The sequence below is a fragment of the Rhizosphaericola mali genome, from assembly GCF_004337365.2.
GTDB classification, from domain to species: Bacteria; Bacteroidota; Bacteroidia; order Chitinophagales; family Chitinophagaceae; genus Rhizosphaericola; species Rhizosphaericola mali.
The window spans coordinates 157,273-178,275 of the sequence record NZ_CP044016.1; the positions used below are offsets into that span (position 1 = coordinate 157,273).

Sequence of the window (21,003 nt, forward strand, 5' to 3'; positions counted from 1 at the left end):
AATATGTCAATTCTTTTCTACTTAGGTAAAATCATAGTACGATAAGACAATATTTTGCTTACGCTCGCCGTATCGGAAATTTCTACTTTATTTAAATTATTCCCTTTATACAAACTATAAACTGGATTGGAATTCGAAGCAATAGTTACAATTTCTACGGATTGTACTTCGCCTGGAATTTTGGCACCAAACCAATTGGGATCTTCTACAGATTCCCAAGTTGCTAAAGCTAGTTTTGTACCATTTGGATAATTTCCCTCATTATTTTTATACGCATAATTGCTTGCAATTTCATTTCCATATAATATGGAGATGGTTTTGTTTTTTCTATTGGTAAATGTGGTAATTACCTTCCATTCTTGTGGATTAATTAAGGTATCCATAGAATGTATAGTTGCATTTTCATTGAATTTACTAACCTGATTAGAATGGCAACTAGTTATAATGAAACTTATGGTAACTATTAAAAAAGCTATATTTCTCATTTCAAAATTTGTTTATTTTTTAATTGGAATGGAAGTGTAAATACAAAATCGTTGTCTTTCATTGGTTGATGGCAATTCATACATTCTGTTGTAAATGATGCTTTTGCACCATAAGGTTTTAAGTCTGTACCACGCCATCTTGCCCAGCCCCAGCCGTCTGTTGCTGCCCATTTTTTCTGATCTTTGATCATAAGTTCTACTTGCCAAAATTCGCCAGGAGAGACATTTTCATCTTTATCAACAAGAGATTTCCACGCAGCTTTTGCGAATATTGTTCCGTCTGGCCAAGGATTAATATTTCCAGACTTAATCGCATTTACAGCAATGTCATTTCCATAAATTACCCGCAAACTATTATTGTCAAACCGATCTGTTATGGCGATGACTTTCCATTGTTGAAATCCATTGATATATTCAATGCCATTTGCCGCTGGTTTTACTTTGTTGTTAAATGTGATATTACCATTCATCCATTTGTTAAATTTTTCATTGGCATTATTAACAACTGCAGAATCGGATATTTTTGTAGGAGAAATTTGAATCAAATATTTTTTCAAAATAGCAATTTCTTGTTCGGATGGAATCGCATCTGTATGAAATTTCTTATAACTCTCTAAAGGCATGGCACCTAAAATGACTTGATTCACAGCCAAATAAAGTGTGTTTTTCTGTGCATCTGCCGATAACGTATCCCAATAAGAAAAATTAAGCGCTTTTCTACCCTCAATAATATGATTGGCCACAAGAGAAAATGCGGGTTGAATTTGATCGTACCATCTCAGATTTGTTTCATTACTATGACAGTCGTAACAATCTTTCTTAATGATATTGGCTACATCCGTTGGCAAATTCAGATTTTCTTTTCTTGTTTCTGCCTTAATGTTTGGGCGAAAGGCTTGCATGCCAATAAAAATAGCGACTATGATAATAATTATAGTTTTACTTTTTCTTGATTTTAACATAATCTATCTTGCTATTAAATTTGGAATATAAATTTAAGAAAAAGAGGAATGTTTTACGATTCCTCCATTTTTTTAATACAATGCTTTATTCAAATTTTCTAATGTGGATTGTGGATCTTTGTAGAAATTTTTATTAAGTTCTACAGCTTCATCTCCAACAAATATTTCATATTGATCTTGAGAAATTCCATTTGAAATAATTTCTGCTGCTGTATCGGCAGGTAAGCCATTGGTCAACCCAAGAGCTCTAGTTCCAGCGGTGTCAATTAAAGCTGGGAAAACTTCATACACTTTTATTTTACTAGTATTAGATAAAGAAAGTCTCAACGCTTTCGTATGGGAATGAAGGGCTGCTTTACTATCTGAATAAGTTGGTAACACTAAAAAAGGAACTATTGCTACCTGTGAGCTCACATTAATTATCGCACCTTCTGATTGACTTTTTAAAATAGGTAAAAGCGCTTGCGTTAATCTTATTGTGCCAAAATAATTAGTGGCAAACTCTGCTGTTGCAATTTCGATAATGTTTTCCGCATCTCTCAGATTGTAACCTTGACCCAAACCGGCATTGTTGACCAAGATACTCAAATCTTTGTATTTTTCAGAGACAATTGCGACCAAGTTTTTTACATCAGATTCGCTAGTTGTGTCCAATGGAATGGTTTCCACGCTCAATTCTTGACCAGCTTTTTCTAGTTTAGTTTTATCTCTTCCAGTAATGATAACTCGATTTCCTTGTGCTTTAAAATGTTTTGCAATGGCAAAACCGATACCTGAGTTTCCACCTGTAACTAAAATAGTTTTGTTTGTGATATTCATGATTATTTTATTTTAAAATTGATTGATTATTTATTATTTAAATCTGCTAAACCGTTGGGTAATGTGCTTTTAACAACTTGTATTAGGTCTAGAGCTTCTCTGATTAATTGTATTTTCCCGTTTTTAGCTACGAGCCTGCCCATATAATGCTGGCGATAAGTTTTGCCTGTGGACGCAGCGATACATTCTACTTCATACTCTCCAAAAGCTTGTTCTGGGGTGTCAATATGGATTTGAATATTCTTAAATTTGAAACCTATAAATGTGTTAGGTAAACCTTTAAGAAAATTGTACAAAGTTTCTTTCCCTGACCAACGCCCCGTAGTGCCTAAACTTTCCAAATAAGGTAGTTCGATTGCGGCGTCTTCGGCGAATAATTCTATGACTTGGTCTGCATTTTGAATGTTTTCTAAATAGGCTAATAATAATTCTTTTGCTGTTTTCATTTTTCCAATATTTATAAATGAATAATATTTGATTTGATAGAGCAAAGGTGCAGCGAAATAAAGGCATGCGAAATGAGAAAACACAAGTAATTAAATGATATAGATCAATTGTAGTTTGTTTTTTATGAGTTATAGAAATGAAAAAAGGTCCTACAAATGCTGGGACCTTTTAAGTGATTTCTATGAAAAAATGTATTATTTACGCGATACAGAATTCCTTATTCTGCTTAATGTTTCTGGCTTTATACCCAAATAGGCTGCAATCATTGCTTGGGGAATGCGATTGGTTAATGCTCCATATTTTTCTAAAAAAGACAAATATTTTTCTTCGGCAGTTTGACTAATATTGGATAAAATACGGCTTTGGTTCACATTTAGACTTTTGGAAATAATGCCATAAACCATATCTTTAAATACAGGAACTTTTTCGCAAATCAATTGGAAATTATCATTGGTAAAAAGGATTAATTCTGAATCTTCAATAGCGTCAATATTAAGTCTTGTGGGCGTCTGATTGATTAAACTTTCCCGGTCGCCAATCCACCAACTTTCAAATCCGAAATAGATAATATGCTCGATTCCTTTGTCGTCTACCGCATATGTGCGCAAACATCCTTTAGTTATAAAAGCATGATATTTCCAAACATCTCCTTCTTGTAATAAATATTGTTTTTTTCGTAATTTTTTTGCTACAGATAGAGATTGAATAAATGCTTTTTCTTCTTCTGTTAATTGAATTCTCTTGTCTAAATATTGTTGATAGATATCGTACACGTAATTTCTTGAAGTGATAAATACAATTTTAATCTTTAATTAATGACTAACAAAGTAATAAAAAAAGCGATCAAAACAATATATTTTGATCGCTTTTTTTATTAAAGAACACAACTATTGATTATACGTTCCGTGTTCTGCTGAATACTTTTTAAATAAAGCATTGTATTTGTCATAGGCTTTTGGATCATGACCACGAGCCTTATCTACTTGCCATCCGTAAACTTCCGCTAGTCTATCAACAACAGACCCTAGTACAACAGTTTCTCTTTTTGATCTATCTGTTTTTCCCTTGAGTGTAGTATAAGTTTCTTCGAAAATATTAGCTAATGTATCTGCTACACCTTTTTGTTCTTTTTCGATAGCTGCTCTTTTAGCTTTTAAGTCTGCAGTTTCACCTTTTGCAGCTCTATAAGCATCATCCAAAGGATAGAATCTATTTTGCATTAAAATTATCCCTGCATTATAACCGTACAAACCATTTTTAGAAGCTGTAAATGCTTTTTGATAAGCATCAACTTCAGCATCGATCAATTTCGTTTTTAATGCTGGATCAACTGTAGAATCCTTTGCTGCTTCACCAAATGAAGACGCAAAAGTTGCAGCTTGCTCTTCTGTTGGATTAGGAATCGCAGCATATTTTGTCAATAATACATTAGGGTCGCTACTAGAAGTCATCATACGAGTTTCTTCTTGTCCCCAATAGGCATCACTTGGATATAATTCTTTACCTAAAGCTAATGCTTTTTGGAAATTAGCATCGTCTTTTTTGGTTTCATAGTAATTTACCATAAACTGATAAGCTGGTAACATATCAGCACCACCTGCCGATTTAATTTTTCTTGACGCTAATTTTTCATAAATCATAGCAGCCGAGTCAGCATAAGCTTGATTAGTACTAACTGCATTTTGTGCCGCAAAGCCTGCGTATGCTGTAGTTAATGTATCAATACCCGTAGCTCTATCTGCACTTGGTAAGAACCCACCTGCGATAAAAAATTGACCTAATTTTTGTGCATTATTGAAACCGTTAAATGCTTTTACATTGTCTTTGTTATTAAATGCTTCTCTTCCGACATTGAATTCAGAAGTATATACATTACTCAATCCATTGATAGGTAAAATACTAGGATTTTTCATCAATGCGTTCATTTTAGCTGTATCTGGTTCTACTTTTTGTAGTTCACCAAATGAACCTAAAACCACATTTTTTGCATCAGGATATTTAGTAGATAAAGTAGAATCACCAACGATTTCGCCATAGATTCTAATCTTATAAGCCAATGCTTCTGGATTTGAACTCGCTTCAGGGCTTGTAAATACTTTATCAATGTCTGTTTTTGCCTCATCTAATTTTTTAGTGGCAATCAAAGTTGTTAATTTGTCTTTATCCAATTTTTGTGCAAATGTGCTAGCACTTAAGGATAAAAGTAAAACTGGAAGAATTAATTTTTTTCTTTTCATAAAAATCTGCTTTCTGTTTTAATTTAGCTTATAGGTTGATTATCGTCATCCGTTGCGTTTTCTTGTAAATCATCCTTTGATTCTTCATTAGTTGAATCAGTAGAAGTTGTATCATTTTCTGATCCTTCTAAAGTTGCTTCACTAGATTCTTCAACTTCTTCAATAACCTCTTCTTCAATTTTTGAAATAGCGGCAATTTCATCGTTATTATCCAAACGAATCAAAATAACCCCTTGTGTATTTCGACCGGCTAATTTGATGTCGGTAACAGATGTACGTAATGTAATACCAGATTTACATGTGATAATTAAATCTTCGGTTTCTACAACATCTAATATACCAACCAAACCGCCAGTTTTTTCGGTGACATTTATAGTTTTAACACCTTTACCACCTCTGTTGGTAATACGATAAACATCCTCTCCGTCGTCATCCGTTAATCTGGTTCTTTTACCAAATCCTTTTTCACTGATAACCAAAACGGTTTTTTCTGTATCTTCTTTATTGACACATATCATGCCAATAACTTCGTCTGTATTGTCATCTACCTCAATACCAGTTACCCCAATTGCGCCACGACCAGTTACTCTTACCTTCTCTTCAGGGAAACGAATTGCTCGACCACTCTTCACTGCGAGCATGATTTCGTTAGATCCATTAGTTATCTTCGCTTCTAATAATTGGTCACCTTCTACTATGGTAATAGCATTTACACCATTGGCACGAGGGCGGCTAAAGTCAGCTAAAGAAGTTTTCTTGATGATACCTCGTTTCGTACAAAGCACGATATTGTGGCTTTCTACAAAATCTTTATCCTTAAGATTTTTAACATTTATGATAGCACGCACTTTGTCGTCAGAAGGCATTTGCATTAAGTTTTGCAATGCACGACCTTTACTATTTTTATCGCCTTCTGGCATTTCGTACACCTTCAACCAATAACATCTTCCTTGTTCGGTAAAGAATAACATGGTGTCATGTGTAGAAGCTACAAATAAATGAACTACATAGTCTTCATCACGAGTCTTCACACCTTTACTACCACGACCGCCTCTGTTTTGAGAACGATATTCTGTAGCAGAAGTACGTTTGATATATCCCAAATTGGAAATTGTAATGATTACATTTTCGTCTTCGATCAAATCCTCAATGCTCAATTCATTCGCCAAATATTGGATAGTAGAACGTCTTTCATCACCGAATTTTTCTTTTACTTCTAATAATTCAGTTTTGATCAAATCGTATCTCATTCCTTCATTTGCTAACAATTCTTCCAAATGACGTATTTGATTCATTAATTCTTCATACTCACTGCGGATCTTGTCAATTTCAAGACCTGTTAAAGTACGAAGTCTCAATTCAAGTATCGCTCTAGCTTGTATTTCAGATAGTTCGAACGCTTCAATCAAACCATTTCGTGCATCATCTGGAGTAGCACTTTCACGAATAATTTTAATCGCTCTGTCTAGATCATTTTGAGTGCCGATTACTTTCATGTAACCTTCCAAAATGTGTGCTCTTTCTTTCGCTTTTCTTAATTCATATTCTGTACGACGTGTAACGACTTCCATTCTAAACTCCACAAATTCGCTAATTAAATGTTGCAAATTCATTTGTTTAGGACGGCCTTTACTAATCGCAATATTGTTTATACCGAAGCTGGTTTGTAACTCAGAGTATTTGAATAATTGATTAACAACTACGCTACTTACCGCGTCTTTTTTCAAATCAACAACGATACGTGTACCTTCACGTTTGTTACTTTCGTTATTTACGTAGGCAATTCCCTCTACTACTTTATTATTAGCAAGTTGTCCAATTTTATCCGTAAGATCATCCAAACTTACCTGATAAGGAACTTCTGTGATAACGATTTTTTCTCTACCAGAATCTTTTGTTTCGATATGGTATTTACCTCGTACAACCACACGACCACGACCTGTTAACATTGCTTGACGTACGCCATCCATACCAAAAATAACACCACCAGTAGGAAAGTCTGGAGCTTTTACATACTCCATTAATTCCTCTGCTGTGATTTCTTTATTTTCGATATAAGCGATACAACCATCAATAGATTCGGATAGATTGTGCGGCATCATGTTGGTTGCCATACCTACGGCGATACCACTTGATCCATTTACCAATAGTTGAGGAATACGCGTAGGTAAAACGGTAGGTTCCTTTAATGTATCATCAAAGTTATTTTGCAAATCAACCGTTTCTTTGTCAAGATCTTCCAACATTGATTCCGCTCGTTTGTCCAATCTTACCTCGGTATAACGCATGGCAGCAGGAGGATCTCCATCTTGTGTACCCATATTACCTTGTCCTTCAACAAGAGGGTAACGTAGTGTAAAATCTTGAGCTAAACGAACTAAGGTATCGTAAATAGAAGAGTCGCCATGAGGGTGATATTTACCCATAACTTCTCCGACAATACGTGCAGATTTCTTGGTAGGTTTATTACTATTGTTACCTAGTTCATTCATTCCAAATAAGACGCGGCGATGCACAGGTTTAAAACCATCTCTCGCATCAGGCAACGCTCTACCTACAATGACACTCATAGAGTAATCAATATAGGCGGTCTTCATTTCTTCCTCGATATTGACCTCAATCAAACGGTCGTGGTCTCCTGTCTCTTCTGGTAAAATATGTTCGTCCATGTAATTTTTTGATTAAAAAAATCACCCAAATCTACATTTGGGATAGGCTTCAAAGTTAATGTATTTCAAAATAAAACAATAAATTTAAAGCGCTTATATGTAAGTTATGCTTATTTTATCTTACAATGTTTACGCCAATCTAATTTTGAGGTACAAATAATAATTTTTTTAGCAAGGCAATACAATTGTCATTATTTTTGGGTAAAATTTGGATGCTATTAATATGAATTTTTACCGCGTACTGAGAGATAATTTGGAATCAGGTCCTTTTTCATTGGACGAATTGAAAAGATTCGGATTAAAATCTTCTGATTTAATTTGGGTGGATGGAGAAAGTGCTTCTTGGAAATTTCCAGATGAAGTAGATGGTCTAATTGCCAAAGTGGAAGGAAAAACAGAAACTACTTCGCCCGAAATTAAAACGCCTCCAAGTCCCAAAAAACGTTATCGTCTCACTGCAGATCATAAAATGGTGGAAATAACAGAGGATGAAGCGCACTCTTCGGATATTCCAAGAATCGCTGAACAACCTCCTGCTCCTATCATAGAATCCAAACCATCCGAATCTCAAATTACTCCGTTTTCCAAACCAATTGCAAAGCCAGAACCAGAACCTTTTGCAAAAAAGGAATTTGTTGAAGAGGAGGGTGAGTCAACCAAAGAAGAATTTCCGATTGAACCAGAATTAAAAGAAAAGCCCAAAACAGAAAAGAAATCTGATTTTGTGGATTTTGAACCTGAGAAAGAAGAGTCTACTACAAACGAATCCTTCGATGAAATGAAAAAAAATAGCAATGCTGGTGCATTTATATTTGCAGGGCTTTTATTTTTAGTGGCAATTGGTTTTTTTGGTTACAAATATTACAATGATAAAAATAGTGATAACCAAGATGTTGCAGTGAATACTGCTGATACTACGAGTGAAGGAGGCGATGAAGGACAAAATCACCCAGTAATGACCGGTGGAAATATTGGCATCGCGGATGATACGACTGGACAGTCACTACGGATACAATCACAGCAATTGTTAAGGGATTCTATAGAAAAAGTGAGGAAGGCACGCAAGTTGATTGAAGCGGCAAATGCAAAAGCTGTAGATACTGTGAAAAAAGAGGAAGCGGATATTGCGTTGGATGAGCCATCTCCAGAAAAGGAAACTCCTGCAAAAGTTGAAAAGCCTAAAATCGATACATCGTCAAATGGTGGCCCTAAGAAAGTTACTATTGATCCTATAACTGGAAAATCTGAATTGGATCAATATGTACGTATTGGTGTTGTAAATCCACCTCAAAAGGCTGGCGGGGTGAAAGGAATGAAGTTAGTAGTACATAATGTCAGTAAGCGTAATATCATGCGTGTGCGTATTAATTTGCTGTATTTCAATAATGCAGGTTTGATTGTAAAAAGAAAATCTATTGTCGCTCCTAATATTAAAATGGCCGGTAGTGTTACTATGCCGGTAGAGGATGATGCAACTGCAAGTCTTGTTTCCTATAAGATTGCAGGTATTCTAGGAGATCATGTTAATTTACAACGATAAATAATATTTAGATAAATATTTATAAAAAGGAAAGTAGCGCTACTTTCCTTTTTTATTTTAACTGACCTTTTGGCAGAAAAATTTGGTTGCATGATATTTGAATAATAGACTTTTGATAATAAAAAATCAATATCTTCAACCCCATAAATTGTACAAATATGGATTTAGGAAAAGAATTTGAAAAATTTGCGATAAAAGACAGGAAAATTAGTAGTGCAACTTTGCATAATTATGGGCAATCATTTACTAATTTGACTCCCTACATCATTGAGGAAAGACCTTTGAATGTAGCTAGTATGGATGTGTTTAGCCGTTTGATGATGGATAGAATCATTTTCTTGGGCGAAGGCATTAATGATTATGTTGCGAATATCGTTACAGCTCAATTGTTATTTTTGGATAGCGTTGATCGTACTCGTGATATTCAAATGTATATCAATAGCCCTGGTGGTAGTGTTTACGCTGGATTAGGTATTTATGATACGATGCAATTTGTAAGCCCTGATGTGGCTACAATCTGTACTGGTATGGCTGCTAGTATGGGTGCTGTTTTGATGTGTTCTGGTGTACAAGGTAAAAGAAGTGCATTGAAACATAGTCGCATCATGATACATCAACCTAGTGGTGCTATCGGTGGTCAAGCTTCTGATATTCAAATTACAGCGAAAGAAATTCGCAAAATTAAAAATGAATTGGATGAAATTATTGCACAACATTGTAATAAAACACCCGAACAAGTTGCGCTTGACAGAGATCGTGATTTTTGGATGAGTGCAGATGAAGCGAAAGCTTATGGATTAGTGGATGAAGTGTTAGTGACCAATCCAAGAAAGGAGAAGAAATAAAATTTATTCATTTATTTAAAAAAATTAAGAAATATGAGTTTACTATATAAATCTCCCTTTTTGATGAATGACGATGAAGAAGAGGACGAGCCAAAAGAAAAAGAATCCAACAAGGAAGAAATGACGCCAATGTTGGCCAAAAAAATGGAGAAACTCTTCTTGGAAAAAAGAGCGGTATATTTATGGGGACCGGTAGATGATAAATCTGCTAGAGAAGTCGTAAGTAAATTGATCTTGTTAGATGCAGACAAGCCAGGAGAAGAAATAAAATTTTATATCAATAGTCCAGGTGGTGTTGTTACAAGCGGTATGGTGATCTACGATACGATCAAAATGATTCAATCTCCTGTCAGTACCATTTGTATGGGATTGGCTGCGAGTATGGGTTCTATTTTGTTGAGTGCAGGAGAAAAAGGTAGAAGATTCATTTATCCTCACGGAGAAGTAATGATCCACCAACCAAGTATCGGCGGTTATTTCCAAGCGACATCCGCAGATATTGAAATTCAAGCGATTCAAATTGAAAAAACAAAATTGTTAGGAGCGGAGATTTTGGCTAAAAACTGTGGCAAAACAGTGGAACAAATTTTGAAAGATTTCGATAGAGATTATTGGATGGATGCGCAAGGTTCTGTGGAATATGGTATCGTTGATAGCATTATAGATAAATTATAGTTTCAATAGTATTTGTTAAAGCATAGCGTGGTAATTCTACGCTATGCTTTTCACTTTTATATAAGTTGTATCTTTGCACCTCAAAATTTAATAAATTAGGATCTATATGGCGAAACAGACACAATTACATTGTTCTTTTTGTGGAAGGTCGAGAGACGAAGTAAAAATATTAATTGCTGGATTAGAAGGACATATATGTGAAAATTGTGTAGAACATGCACAAGAGATCATCGCTCAAGAAATCATGCAGGACGTCGAAGATAAAGGCGGTAAAAATGGTTTTAAATTGACGATGAAGAAACCTACAGAGATAAAATCTTTCTTGGATCAATATGTAATCGGTCAAGAAAATGCGAAAAAAATTCTTTCTGTTGCCGTTTACAATCACTTCAAAAGAATCACGCAAAAAAAATCTGCCGAAGACGAAATTGAAATTGAAAAAAGCAATATCGTCATGGTGGGAGAGACCGGAACCGGTAAAACGCTTTTGGCTAAAAGCATCGCCAAATTGTTGAATGTTCCATTTGCGATTGTAGATGCAACTGTGTTTACTGAAGCAGGTTATGTAGGCGAAGATGTAGAAAGTATGTTGACGCGTTTGTTACAAGCTTGTAATTATGATGTGGCTGCAGCGGAGAGAGGAATCGTTTACGTAGATGAGATTGATAAAATCGCACGTAAGGGAGATAATCCTTCTATTACGAGAGATGTGAGCGGTGAAGGGGTACAGCAAGGTTTGCTTAAAATGTTGGAAGGTACGGAAGCGCTTGTTCCACCTCAAGGCGGAAGAAAACATCCCGAACAAAAAATGATCAAAATCAACACGCAAAATATCTTATTTATTTGTGGTGGTGCTTTTGACGGAGTAGATAAAATTATTGCTCGTAGAATCAATACCAATTCTATTGGTTTCAACGTCAATAAAACTTTGGAAGAAGAACAAAAGAAAAACTTATTGCAATTTGTCAATGCGCAAGATTTGAAATCTTTTGGTTTGATTCCTGAATTATTAGGACGTTTGCCGGTAGTGACACATTTAGATCCTTTGGATGCGAAAACTTTGCGTTCAATTTTGACCGAACCAAAAAATAGTTTGATGAAACAATTCAACAAATTATTCGAATTGGAAGGTGTTAAATTGAAAATAGATCCTGCAGCATTGGATTTCATTACAGAAAAAGCATTGGAATTCAAATTAGGAGCGCGTGGTTTGAGAAGTATTTGCGAAAATATTTTGACAGATGCCATGTTTGAATTACCAGGTTCTGATGCGAAAGAATTACATGTAACATTGAAATATGCAAAAGCGAAATTTGACAAAAGCAAAATGAATCATTTGAAAGTTGTTGCTTAATTTGATTTTTGTAAATAATAAAAAAGGTTATTGAAATGTTTCAATAACCTTTTTTAGGTAATCTAGATAAGACTTTAGTTAAATGAAGGGCATTTGACTTATTTTTGAACGCAATCACATAATAACTTTAACTATAAATTTTTCATACACATGAAAAAACAATTTCTCTTGATGGGATTATTGGCATCATCTTTTGCCATGGCACAAAAAAGTGCACCTGTCGAAAAATTTGCTTCGGTTATTTCTCCAAAGGAATTAAAAGCAAAATTGAGCGTACTCGCTGCCGCAGATATGGAAGGTCGCGAAACGGCTATGCCGGGACAGAAAAAAGCGGCATCTTACATAGAAGCTTTTTTCAAAAAAATAGGTTTGCAACCGGGTGCTGGTGAAGGTAAATATCAAATGCCTTACCCTGTATTTCAAGATTCTCTATCTAAATCAGAAGTGAGTTTGGATAATCGAGCATTGACTTTTGGAACAGATTATGCCTTGAATATTTCTTCCTTGGCAAATGGAAATTGGACAGTGGATAACATAGTATATGCAGGTTATGGTTGGCAAGATTCAACGCACAATAGTTATGATAATTTGGATGTTAAAGGTAAATGGATTGTCGTATTGGAAGGTTTACCAAAAGATATCAAAGCGCACCCTTATGAAATCTACAAATCCACATTTAATAAGATAAATATCGCTAAGAAACTAGGTGTTGCTGGTATCATAGTCGTAATGAATCATTTGCAAAATCATAGTGCAAAAGGTTTGAAAGGTAATATGTATATCAAGGAAAATAAAGGTGTCGCGACTCCATTATTACAGATTAGTGATGCTCTAGCCAATAAAATACTACAAACTTCTGGTAAAAGTATAGAAGAATTAAGTGTAGTAAAAACGGGTGATTACGCTACAAACTTGCATGTTGAATTGGAAAAAATTACCAATCATTTGGAAAGTTCTAATGTGATTGGAGTGCTTCCGGGTACGGATAAAAAAGGCGAATATGTATTTGTAACGGGGCACTATGATCATTTGGGTAAAAGAGATTCTGTTATTTATTTTGGAGCGGATGATGATGGTTCAGGTACGACAAGTGTGATGCAATTAGCACAAGCATTTGTAAATGCGAAGAAAAAAGGATTTGGACCTCGCCGTTCGATGATTTTTATGACCGTATCTGGAGAAGAAAAAGGATTGTTTGGCTCTGAATATTATTCTGAGCATCCAACGATTAATTTGGATAGCGCCTCTGTGGATTTGAATATAGATATGGATGGTCGTATTGATACAGAAAGAAAAACGCCAGATTCTACGAACTATATTTACGTGATTGGGCACGACAAATTGAGCTCTGATTTGCAAAAAATTAATGAAGCCGAAAATAATAAATACACACATTTAGTTTTGGACTATAAGTTTGATGATCCAAAAGATCCGAACAGAATTTACTATAGAAGTGATCACTATAATTTTGCAAAAAAGGGAATTCCTATATTGTTTTTCTATGATGGTATGTTGAAAGCCGATTATCATCAACCATCTGATACCGTAGATAAAATTGATTTTGAATTAATGAGTAAACGTGCCCAAATGGTGTTCTATACCGCATGGGATATAGCCAATAGAGATGCTATGTTGGTTCGTGATATTCCTTTAAACTAAAAAAACTAAGGAATAAAAAAGTCGCAGTTTTTACTGCGACTTTTTTTGTACTATAATTTTCAATAAAATTAAAGACCTACTTTCTTTTTGATATCAGAAGGAAGTGCATTTTTATTTACTAGAATAGATAAAGTTTTGTATTGAACATACGCTTTAGTTACATGCAAATAACCTTTATAGTCATTTGTTTCACCCCAAGAGTTTTTAACGATATAGTATTCTTTACCATTTTGGTCTTTAGAAAGACCTACGATATGCATACCGTGATCATCTGTAGTCGCGCCATTATCCAAACCTTCTTGTCTGTTTTCTGGAGTGATGGCTAATTCTGTTTTTGGACTATCGAATAAAGCTTTTTTATCTTCAGGGCTTAATCTTGCACCTTTTAGAGCTGGAGCATTTTGTGGCACATATGCAACACCATTTGGCCAACTAAAATATGGCTCAGATACATCTGTTCCCCAAGCAACTGTATAACCATTTTTCAATGCATTGTCAATAATTGCCGTGAAGTCCGTTGCTGGTATATTGTAATCCCATTGGAATGCCCAGTTGTCAGAAACCATCATCATTGCTTTTTCCCAATAAGGTGTATTAGTTTGAGAAATGAATTCGATATAGTTGTTAGGATCTAAACCTACGACTTCTTTTGCAAAAGATTTAGCATTATAGCTTTTTCCATTATAGTTAAAGTTTTCTGGAACTTGACCTAAATAAGCATCCATCGTACTATTGAATGCTGTTTTCCAAGAAGGTGATTTGTCGCTAGATTTTACTACTGCATCCAACATTCCTTTGAGAATGCCTTGCATTTCATTGAAATTATTTTTTGTAGCACCATTGATCAATCCTGTATATGCAGACTCAGGAATGGCACCATATTTTGCATACATATTGATAACATCATGTGGTTCGCCACCGTCGCCCCAGCCAAGATTACCGCCTAGTTTGACGAAATTATCCGCTTTGTCAACATAAGAATTTCTAGCCGTAAATATTTTGGAAAGAGGTAAAGGTTTTTTCCCTGCTTTGATCATTTCTGATTCCAAAAATGAGTTCGTCGAATAACTCCAGCATGTACCAGATGATCCTTGGTTTTCGATAGGTGTGACGCCAAGGTTAATAACATCCGTAAATTGATAACCTTTTTTAGCTGCAGAACTTTGATTTTCATTAGCTTTTTTCACTAAATCATCCTGAGCGAAAGATTTTTGAGTCAATAAAAAGAGCGCCAATGCGGCTACAAATACTTTTTTCATTTAATTAAATTTGTTTTAAAAAACGCAATCAAAGATAATAATTGATAAATATTTTACCTACATTATTTAATATTCATTAAGAATTTCCTTTATTTTAAGAAAATTTTGGTTAGTTATGACGCAATCGACTAGGATAACATTAGAAGATATATTTGTTACAGAAAAATACAAACCGCAAACTTATACAGATGTAAAGACTATAAATGATCCATTGCAAATTAGAATATCTGCTATTTTGCAATCAAAGGGTTGGGATATTACAATTGCAAACTATCATATTCATCCAAAAAATGAAAATCTTATACTGGTTAGTTATGATCAAAAGTCGATCTATCGTCGGTCATTTTATGTTAAAACACTTCTGTTAGATCTGCAAAATGAGGACATTATAACTATTGAGGATTCACAGATTCGTTTAGTAGCGTTTTCTCCTGACGGAAATTATATCAGCTATATAAAAAGCAACAATTTATATGTTTATAATTTAGACAATAAAGATTGTAAAGCCATTACCGCTGATGGACTATATAATCATATTATTAATGGTCATACTGATTGGGCTTACGAGGAAGAATTTGGATTTACAAAAGCCTATCACTGGAACGCGGATTCGACTAAGATTGCTTATTTGCGATTTGATGAGTCTTTGGTAAAAGAATACGACATGACGATCTATAGTGAAAACTATAATCAAAATTATTCCTATAAATATCCAAAAGCTGGAGAGAGAAATGCAGTTGTGAGTGTACATATTTATGATTTGCATAGCCAAACTAACATAGAAATATCTAGTTCATTGGCATTTGAATATATACCCAAGTTAATGTGGGTAAATGATCAAATATTGGTCTTTACCTTAAATAGACTACAAAATAAATTATGTATTTATTTGCAAGATTTTAAGTTAGGTACTTTGAAATTGATCTATGAGGAAAAAGAGGAAAGATATATAGATTTTTATGCAGATAGTTATATTATAGATGGTGATAAATTGTTGTTTTATAGTGATCTATCTGGCTATAAAAATTTGCATAGCTTGGATCTTGTAAATTTCCAAGCTACACAGATTACAAATTTTCAATTTGATATTTCAGATACTATTTTCATAGATCTGGAAAATAAATATATATATGCTTCGGCTGGCTATCCAACGCCGATGGATCGAAATATTATTGCTATAAATTATCAAACCAATATTATCCATCGGCTCACCGAGGAGACCGGCTATCATGAATTATTTATGGATAAACAATTAGATAACTGTGTATTGCAATATTCCAATTTGAATAGTTTACCCCAAGCATGGAATTGCAAAATATTATTGGATGATAATTTCCTTCCTTATTTGAACAAAGAAAAAATTATAATTGATAATGAACGTCTAGAATCTGAACTAAATCCATTGAACTTGCCTATTTCGGATTTAATAACTATCGAAAATAAAGATCATGTTGCAATTAATGGTTGGTTGTTAAAACCTACTAATTTCTCAGAATCTAATAGTTATCCATTACTCGTATGTAATTATGGCGGTCCTGGTTCGCAAATGGTATTGAATAAATATGGGATGGTTAACTATTGGCATAAATTCATGGCAGAAAAGGGATTTATAGTTGCTTGTTTTGATAACACTGGTACGGGGAGTCGTGGCGCAGATTTTCGAAAAGCTACGTACAAAAAACTTGGTCAACTAGAAATTCAAGATCAAATAGACATCGCACAACATTTTTCCAACTATAATTATATCGATAATTCAAAAATTATCCATTGGGGGTGGAGTTTTGGCGGCTTTATGAGCTTGTTAGCAATTACCAAGGGCGCAAATATCTTTACTCATTCTATTGCTATTGCTCCAGTGACAGATTGGAGATGGTACGATTCAATTTATACAGAAAGATATATGCAAACTCCCGAAACAAATCAAATCGGTTATGAAGAAAATCGTCCATTTCACTATTCTGATAAAATGAGGGGTAAACTATTGTTGATTCATGGAAGTGCTGATGATAATGTACATATTCAGCATAGTTTGTTGTTTTCTGAAGAGCTTATACAAAAAGACAAAGCGTTTGATATGTTTATATATCCCAATAAAAATCATCGAATTACTGGTGGAAATACAACTTTACATCTATGGAAAAAAATAACTGCTTGGCTAGAGCAGTTATAGTACTTAATAATCTGTTTTATCTGTTTTATCTTTCCATTTTTCAAATGGCAAGATTTGATTGTCGGATTCATATTGTATAAAAGGGATTTTTCTTTCGTTGTAAGAAAGATTAATCTCTTTGTATATAAAATCATCATCGAATCCTGCACTAGCCGCATCTATCTTGGTCGCTGCAAATACGACTTTAGTTGGTCTTGCCCAATAAATAGCACCTAGACACATAGGGCATGGTTCGCATGAGGTGTATAAACTACAACCTTCTAATTGAAAACTTTTTAAATTTTTACAAGCATTACGGATGGCAACTACTTCTGCATGTGCTGTAGGATCATTTTCACTCGTGACACTATTGGCTCCTTTGCCTATAATCTGATTGTTTTTAACGATAATACATCCAAATGGTCCACCATTGTTATTTTCTACATTTTGTTGTGCTAATTCAATTGCCATTTGGATAAATTCTTTATCCTTTTCATTTAACATATATGCAAACTTTTATTTAATAATTGGAATTGATATTTGCTACAAATTCATTCCATTTTTTATTCCAATAGTTGTGTGCTTGTGTTTTTTCGGAAGTATCAAGCAAACTATAATTAATAGAATTTTCTACTATTTTTTTCAACATTTTAAAAGAAATATCCCAAGCCATAATCGCAGACCAATAGTCCAAACTAACCCCCGTATATTGGAAAATCGCAGGGTCGTCAGAACTGATCACTATTTCATTACCATTATTGATCAAAATATGTGCTGGATGCATTCTTAAATCTGGCATATATCCCAATATCTGGTTGCTCATTGGGTTAACTTCAACACAGATATTTTGTTTTCTAAATGCCTCCATAAGTGCAGGATAGTAAACTAAGTTAATTCCGTGGCCTACTCGAGGTGTATGTACTAAAGCTGCATCATACAAGTTTTTATTATATTCCCAAGTACTTTCTCCAGCATGCAGTATCAGTGCCAATTTATGATGATAAACTTTGGATAAGGAGTCACTTAATATGTAAGCTTCTTTATAGTATAGTCCAGTATGTCCCGCATCTTCCTCTGCAACCAAGTCATAACCTTTAATGATTGTTGGATACCTAGATTGATAGTAATATGCTCTTTTTATATCCTCAACTATTGTTTCTTTTGGTAAAAAACGTATGTTGGTATAAATAAGACTATAGGTGAATTCTGGTAAAAAATTTTTTCTAATTCGATCTGCTGCTAATTGGTAATAGTGAATTACGGAGTCTGTGTTATAATAACCTTTCTCATGATCCAAACTATACAATGAATCAGCTAAGTGTTCTCTCAACTCCACTTGGCTAATGCCATCTGCTACCGCATTTGAAAAAATATTATACAAAACATCTTGGTAAATTGGTTGATAACCAACAAATCCATTGATTCTGTTAAATCGATATTCAAATTCTTTCCAAATATCCGTTCCTGGTTCCGTTTCTTTTTTATCAAAAACTAATAGTTGGTAAAGCTTCTCCTTAAATTGTGGATCTTTTTTCAATAGTTCGCTTCCCAATTCAAATCCAGCAGGCGCATTTTCTTTTTTGTAAAAATGAATTTCACCTAATAGTTTCTCTTTATGTTTCGCATCCCAATACACATAACAATTAGGCAAAATAGTCACTTGCTCTACCAACCAATGATAATCCAATCCTGCGGAAGGATGCAAATGCAAAAAACCGCCTTTTGGCATTGAATGTATGAGTTGGTATAATTTTGATCCATAGATTTGTTCCTTGGCTCCGTAATATGCATTGGAGAATGGATAGTTATGCGATTGCTTGTATTGCGCATATAAGCTTTGTTTCAAGGCTTCATATTTAATCGCAGCTTTTTCCTCTGCTGGATTGAGTCCAATGTGCGCATCAATTTTTAGCAAACTATCTTTTTTAATCAAATTTTCCCGATCGATATCATAGTTTTTACTCAGCGTTTTTACATCCGTATTTGAATTATTCGAATAATTTTTTTTCTGACAAGCCGATAACGTGACAAGCAACATTGAAAACCATAAAACATCTTTGGAAAATCTAATCATATATATCATTTCAAACAAAAATAAGTGATTATTGAAAAGTCTCACCATCCAGACAATAATTTACGATTTCCTAACTTTCTTATATCAACAATCTAAGTTAACTTCGCTTGCATCACTTTTTTCCATAAGATATTGAGATACATGAAAAAAATATTCAGTTTTATTTTCGTTTCCATACTTATTTCTCCTGCATTTGGACAAAATAATAGTAAAAAAATAGCGACTAAATTAGCACGTCCCAAATTGGTGGTAGGATTGGTTGTCGATCAAATGCGTTGGGATTATTTGTATAGATTTCATGATTTATATGCCGCAAATGGTGGATTTCGTCGTTTATTAGGTGAGGGTTTTTCTTGTGAAAATACTTTTATTCCTTATATGCCTACTGTTACAGCCGCTGGACATACTTGCATTTACACAGGTTCTGTTCCTGCAATACACGGGATCGTTGGTAATGATTGGTTTGATAATTTGACTAAACAATATGTCTATTGTACAAGTGATACAACTGTAGAGACGCTTGGTAGCGATAATAGTAAAGTTGGCGAAAATAGTCCTAGAAATATGTTTGCAACGACGATTGGTGATGAATTAAGGTTGGCTACCAATTTTAAAAGTAAGGTAGTTGGAATCGCGTGTAAAGATCGCGCCTCCATATTGCCAGCAGGACATAATCCAACAGCGGCGTATTGGTATGATGCAAAATCTGGTAATTTTGTGTCGAGCACATATTATATGGACACTTTGCCTGACTGGGTAGAAAATTTTAATGGAAAGCATCGTGTAGATTCTTTATATACCAAAAATTGGGATTTAGTTGAGCCCAAAAGTGTGTATGAAAAATATGCCTCAGAAACAGATCAAAATGATTACGAAGCGACACCGATAACCGCAGGACAAAATTCATTTCCCTATAATCTGACACAATTTATTGGTAAAGACTATGGAAAAATAATGTACACGCCTTATGCCAATACACTCACTGCAGATATGGCAATTGCAGCATTGAAAGGGGAAAATTTGGGTAAAGGAGAAACTACCGATATGTTGGCAATTAGTTTTTCCTCGCCAGACTATATTGGCCATGCGCAGGGTCCCAATTCATGGGAACAATTAGATGATTATTTGCGTTTGGATAAAGAAATTGAACGCGTTTTAAATGCGTTAGATGCACAGGTCGGTCGTGGTAATTATACGGTATTCTTATCTGCGGATCATGGTGCTGCGCACGCAGCTGGATATTCTATTGCACATAAAATGCCTGGTGGTGTATTTGACGGTAAAGCGGCTAAAAATGACATGAATGAGCAATTGAAACAGAAATATGGATTTGGAAATATTATTAAGGATATCATGGAATATCAAGTTATCCTCAATGATGAATTGCTTTCTCATACAGAAAATATCAATAGAGAAGATTTGACGAATTGGATCATCAATTATTTAATAAAAAAACCAGAAGTTGCTTCTGCATTTGCATTCAATAAATTGAGTCAAACTATCTTACCTGAAGTACAAAAACAAAGAATTACGAATGGTTATTTTGCGCAACGCTGCGGTCAGATTCAGATTATTTTAAAACCAGGATATTTTGATGGTTCTAAATTGGGTACGACACATGGTGAGTGGAATCCTTATGATTCGCATATTCCATTGGTGTTTTATGGTTGGGGTATAAAAACTGGATCAACCAACCGTGAAACTTATATGACGGATATCGCCGCTACTCTAGCAGGACTATTACATATTCAAATGCCGAGTGGTTGTATCGGAAATGTAGTAACAGAAGCATTAGAAAATTAAGATTTTGATTTTACATAAAGATGGCT

Annotated in this window: 17 protein-coding genes; 7 read left to right on the forward strand and 10 right to left on the reverse strand. The window is 34.4% G+C overall.

What is annotated here, in order from left to right:
• Positions 1-17: 17 nt before the first annotated feature.
• The 7 genes from E0W69_RS00695 to gyrA form a co-directional block, all read right to left on the reverse strand.
• Positions 18-485 carry a cytochrome P460 family protein gene (locus E0W69_RS00695; protein WP_131328115.1) on the reverse strand — a complete coding sequence of 156 codons (468 nt, stop codon included), beginning with the start codon at positions 483-485 and terminating at the stop codon, positions 18-20.
• Positions 482-1,447, reverse strand: a complete 966-nt coding sequence (locus E0W69_RS00700) for a cytochrome P460 family protein (RefSeq protein ID WP_131328116.1) — start codon at positions 1,445-1,447, stop codon at positions 482-484. The genes E0W69_RS00695 and E0W69_RS00700 overlap by 4 nt, the downstream gene beginning before the upstream one ends.
• A gap of 72 nt (positions 1,448-1,519) precedes the next feature.
• Positions 1,520-2,266 (reverse strand): SDR family oxidoreductase, encoded by a 747-nt coding sequence (locus tag E0W69_RS00705; protein ID WP_131328117.1) that lies wholly within the window; start codon positions 2,264-2,266, stop codon positions 1,520-1,522.
• A 26-nt stretch (positions 2,267-2,292) separates the two neighbouring features.
• Positions 2,293-2,712, reverse strand: coding sequence for a nuclear transport factor 2 family protein (locus E0W69_RS00710; RefSeq protein WP_131328118.1), 420 nt, complete (start codon positions 2,710-2,712; stop codon positions 2,293-2,295).
• Positions 2,713-2,907: 195 nt separating this feature from the next.
• Positions 2,908-3,486, reverse strand: coding sequence for a Crp/Fnr family transcriptional regulator (locus E0W69_RS00715; protein WP_131328119.1), 579 nt, complete (start codon positions 3,484-3,486; stop codon positions 2,908-2,910).
• A gap of 114 nt (positions 3,487-3,600) precedes the next feature.
• Complete coding sequence (locus tag E0W69_RS00720) at positions 3,601-4,950, reverse strand: hypothetical protein (RefSeq protein ID WP_131328120.1); 1,350 nt, start codon at positions 4,948-4,950, stop codon at positions 3,601-3,603.
• Positions 4,951-4,973: 23 nt separating this feature from the next.
• The gene (gene gyrA / locus E0W69_RS00725; protein WP_131328121.1) at positions 4,974-7,619 is read right to left on the reverse strand and encodes a DNA gyrase subunit A; all 2,646 of its coding nucleotides are present in this window, start codon (positions 7,617-7,619) and stop codon (positions 4,974-4,976) included.
• A 223-nt stretch (positions 7,620-7,842) separates the two neighbouring features.
• Here gyrA and E0W69_RS00730 point away from each other — a divergent pair, with 223 nt between their 5' ends.
• The 5 genes from E0W69_RS00730 to E0W69_RS00750 all read left to right on the forward strand — a co-directional run bounded on the left by E0W69_RS00730 (position 7,843) and on the right by E0W69_RS00750 (position 13,692).
• Complete coding sequence (locus E0W69_RS00730) at positions 7,843-9,159, forward strand: hypothetical protein (RefSeq protein ID WP_131328122.1); 1,317 nt, start codon at positions 7,843-7,845, stop codon at positions 9,157-9,159.
• A 158-nt stretch (positions 9,160-9,317) separates the two neighbouring features.
• On the forward strand, positions 9,318-10,004 hold the full coding sequence (locus tag E0W69_RS00735) for a ClpP family protease (RefSeq protein WP_131328123.1): 687 nt from the start codon (positions 9,318-9,320) through the stop codon (positions 10,002-10,004).
• Positions 10,005-10,037: 33 nt separating this feature from the next.
• The gene (locus E0W69_RS00740) at positions 10,038-10,679 is read left to right on the forward strand and encodes a ClpP family protease (RefSeq protein ID WP_191967924.1); all 642 of its coding nucleotides are present in this window, start codon (positions 10,038-10,040) and stop codon (positions 10,677-10,679) included.
• 106 nt (positions 10,680-10,785) lie between these two features.
• A complete protein-coding gene (clpX, locus tag E0W69_RS00745; RefSeq protein WP_131328124.1) occupies positions 10,786-12,033 on the forward strand; it encodes an ATP-dependent Clp protease ATP-binding subunit ClpX in 1,248 nt (415 codons plus the stop codon).
• A gap of 150 nt (positions 12,034-12,183) precedes the next feature.
• Complete coding sequence (locus E0W69_RS00750) at positions 12,184-13,692, forward strand: M28 family peptidase (RefSeq protein ID WP_131328125.1); 1,509 nt, start codon at positions 12,184-12,186, stop codon at positions 13,690-13,692.
• 68 nt (positions 13,693-13,760) lie between these two features.
• Here the strand turns inward: E0W69_RS00750 and E0W69_RS00755 are convergent, their stop codons facing one another.
• On the reverse strand, positions 13,761-14,951 hold the full coding sequence (locus E0W69_RS00755) for a C1 family peptidase (RefSeq protein WP_131328126.1): 1,191 nt from the start codon (positions 14,949-14,951) through the stop codon (positions 13,761-13,763).
• A gap of 115 nt (positions 14,952-15,066) precedes the next feature.
• Between E0W69_RS00755 and E0W69_RS00760 the strand changes: the two genes are divergently transcribed.
• Positions 15,067-17,121 (forward strand): S9 family peptidase, encoded by a 2,055-nt coding sequence (locus E0W69_RS00760; protein WP_131328127.1) that lies wholly within the window; start codon positions 15,067-15,069, stop codon positions 17,119-17,121.
• Between the two features lie 3 nt (positions 17,122-17,124).
• On the opposite strand, the gene E0W69_RS00765 is transcribed toward E0W69_RS00760, so the two are convergent.
• Positions 17,125-17,604 (reverse strand): nucleoside deaminase, encoded by a 480-nt coding sequence (locus E0W69_RS00765; RefSeq protein ID WP_131328128.1) that lies wholly within the window; start codon positions 17,602-17,604, stop codon positions 17,125-17,127.
• A gap of 16 nt (positions 17,605-17,620) precedes the next feature.
• Complete coding sequence (locus tag E0W69_RS00770; RefSeq protein WP_191967925.1) at positions 17,621-19,174, reverse strand: hypothetical protein; 1,554 nt, start codon at positions 19,172-19,174, stop codon at positions 17,621-17,623.
• 141 nt (positions 19,175-19,315) lie between these two features.
• Between E0W69_RS00770 and pafA the strand changes: the two genes are divergently transcribed.
• Positions 19,316-20,977 (forward strand): alkaline phosphatase PafA, encoded by a 1,662-nt coding sequence (gene pafA, locus E0W69_RS00775; RefSeq protein WP_131328130.1) that lies wholly within the window; start codon positions 19,316-19,318, stop codon positions 20,975-20,977.
• The last annotated feature ends 26 nt before the right edge of the window (positions 20,978-21,003 follow it).

Excerpts from the sequence above, each read along its gene's own strand:
- E0W69_RS00695 (WP_131328115.1), bottom strand. The coding sequence starts at position 485 with ATGAGAAATATAGCTTTTTTAATAGTTACCATAAGTTTCATTATAACT.
- E0W69_RS00700 (WP_131328116.1), bottom strand. The coding sequence starts at position 1,447 with ATGTTAAAATCAAGAAAAAGTAAAACTATAATTATTATCATAGTCGCT.
- E0W69_RS00705 (WP_131328117.1), bottom strand. The coding sequence starts at position 2,266 with ATGAATATCACAAACAAAACTATTTTAGTTACAGGTGGAAACTCAGGT.
- E0W69_RS00710 (WP_131328118.1), bottom strand. The coding sequence starts at position 2,712 with ATGAAAACAGCAAAAGAATTATTATTAGCCTATTTAGAAAACATTCAA.
- E0W69_RS00720 (WP_131328120.1), bottom strand. The coding sequence starts at position 4,950 with ATGAAAAGAAAAAAATTAATTCTTCCAGTTTTACTTTTATCCTTAAGT.
- gyrA (WP_131328121.1), bottom strand. The coding sequence starts at position 7,619 with ATGGACGAACATATTTTACCAGAAGAGACAGGAGACCACGACCGTTTG.
- E0W69_RS00730 (WP_131328122.1), top strand. The coding sequence starts at position 7,843 with ATGAATTTTTACCGCGTACTGAGAGATAATTTGGAATCAGGTCCTTTT.
- E0W69_RS00735 (WP_131328123.1), top strand. The coding sequence starts at position 9,318 with ATGGATTTAGGAAAAGAATTTGAAAAATTTGCGATAAAAGACAGGAAA.
- E0W69_RS00740 (WP_191967924.1), top strand. The coding sequence starts at position 10,038 with ATGAGTTTACTATATAAATCTCCCTTTTTGATGAATGACGATGAAGAA.
- clpX (WP_131328124.1), top strand. The coding sequence starts at position 10,786 with ATGGCGAAACAGACACAATTACATTGTTCTTTTTGTGGAAGGTCGAGA.
- E0W69_RS00750 (WP_131328125.1), top strand. The coding sequence starts at position 12,184 with ATGAAAAAACAATTTCTCTTGATGGGATTATTGGCATCATCTTTTGCC.
- E0W69_RS00755 (WP_131328126.1), bottom strand. The coding sequence starts at position 14,951 with ATGAAAAAAGTATTTGTAGCCGCATTGGCGCTCTTTTTATTGACTCAA.
- E0W69_RS00760 (WP_131328127.1), top strand. The coding sequence starts at position 15,067 with ATGACGCAATCGACTAGGATAACATTAGAAGATATATTTGTTACAGAA.
- E0W69_RS00765 (WP_131328128.1), bottom strand. The coding sequence starts at position 17,604 with ATGTTAAATGAAAAGGATAAAGAATTTATCCAAATGGCAATTGAATTA.
- E0W69_RS00770 (WP_191967925.1), bottom strand. The coding sequence starts at position 19,174 with ATGATTAGATTTTCCAAAGATGTTTTATGGTTTTCAATGTTGCTTGTC.
- pafA (WP_131328130.1), top strand. The coding sequence starts at position 19,316 with ATGAAAAAAATATTCAGTTTTATTTTCGTTTCCATACTTATTTCTCCT.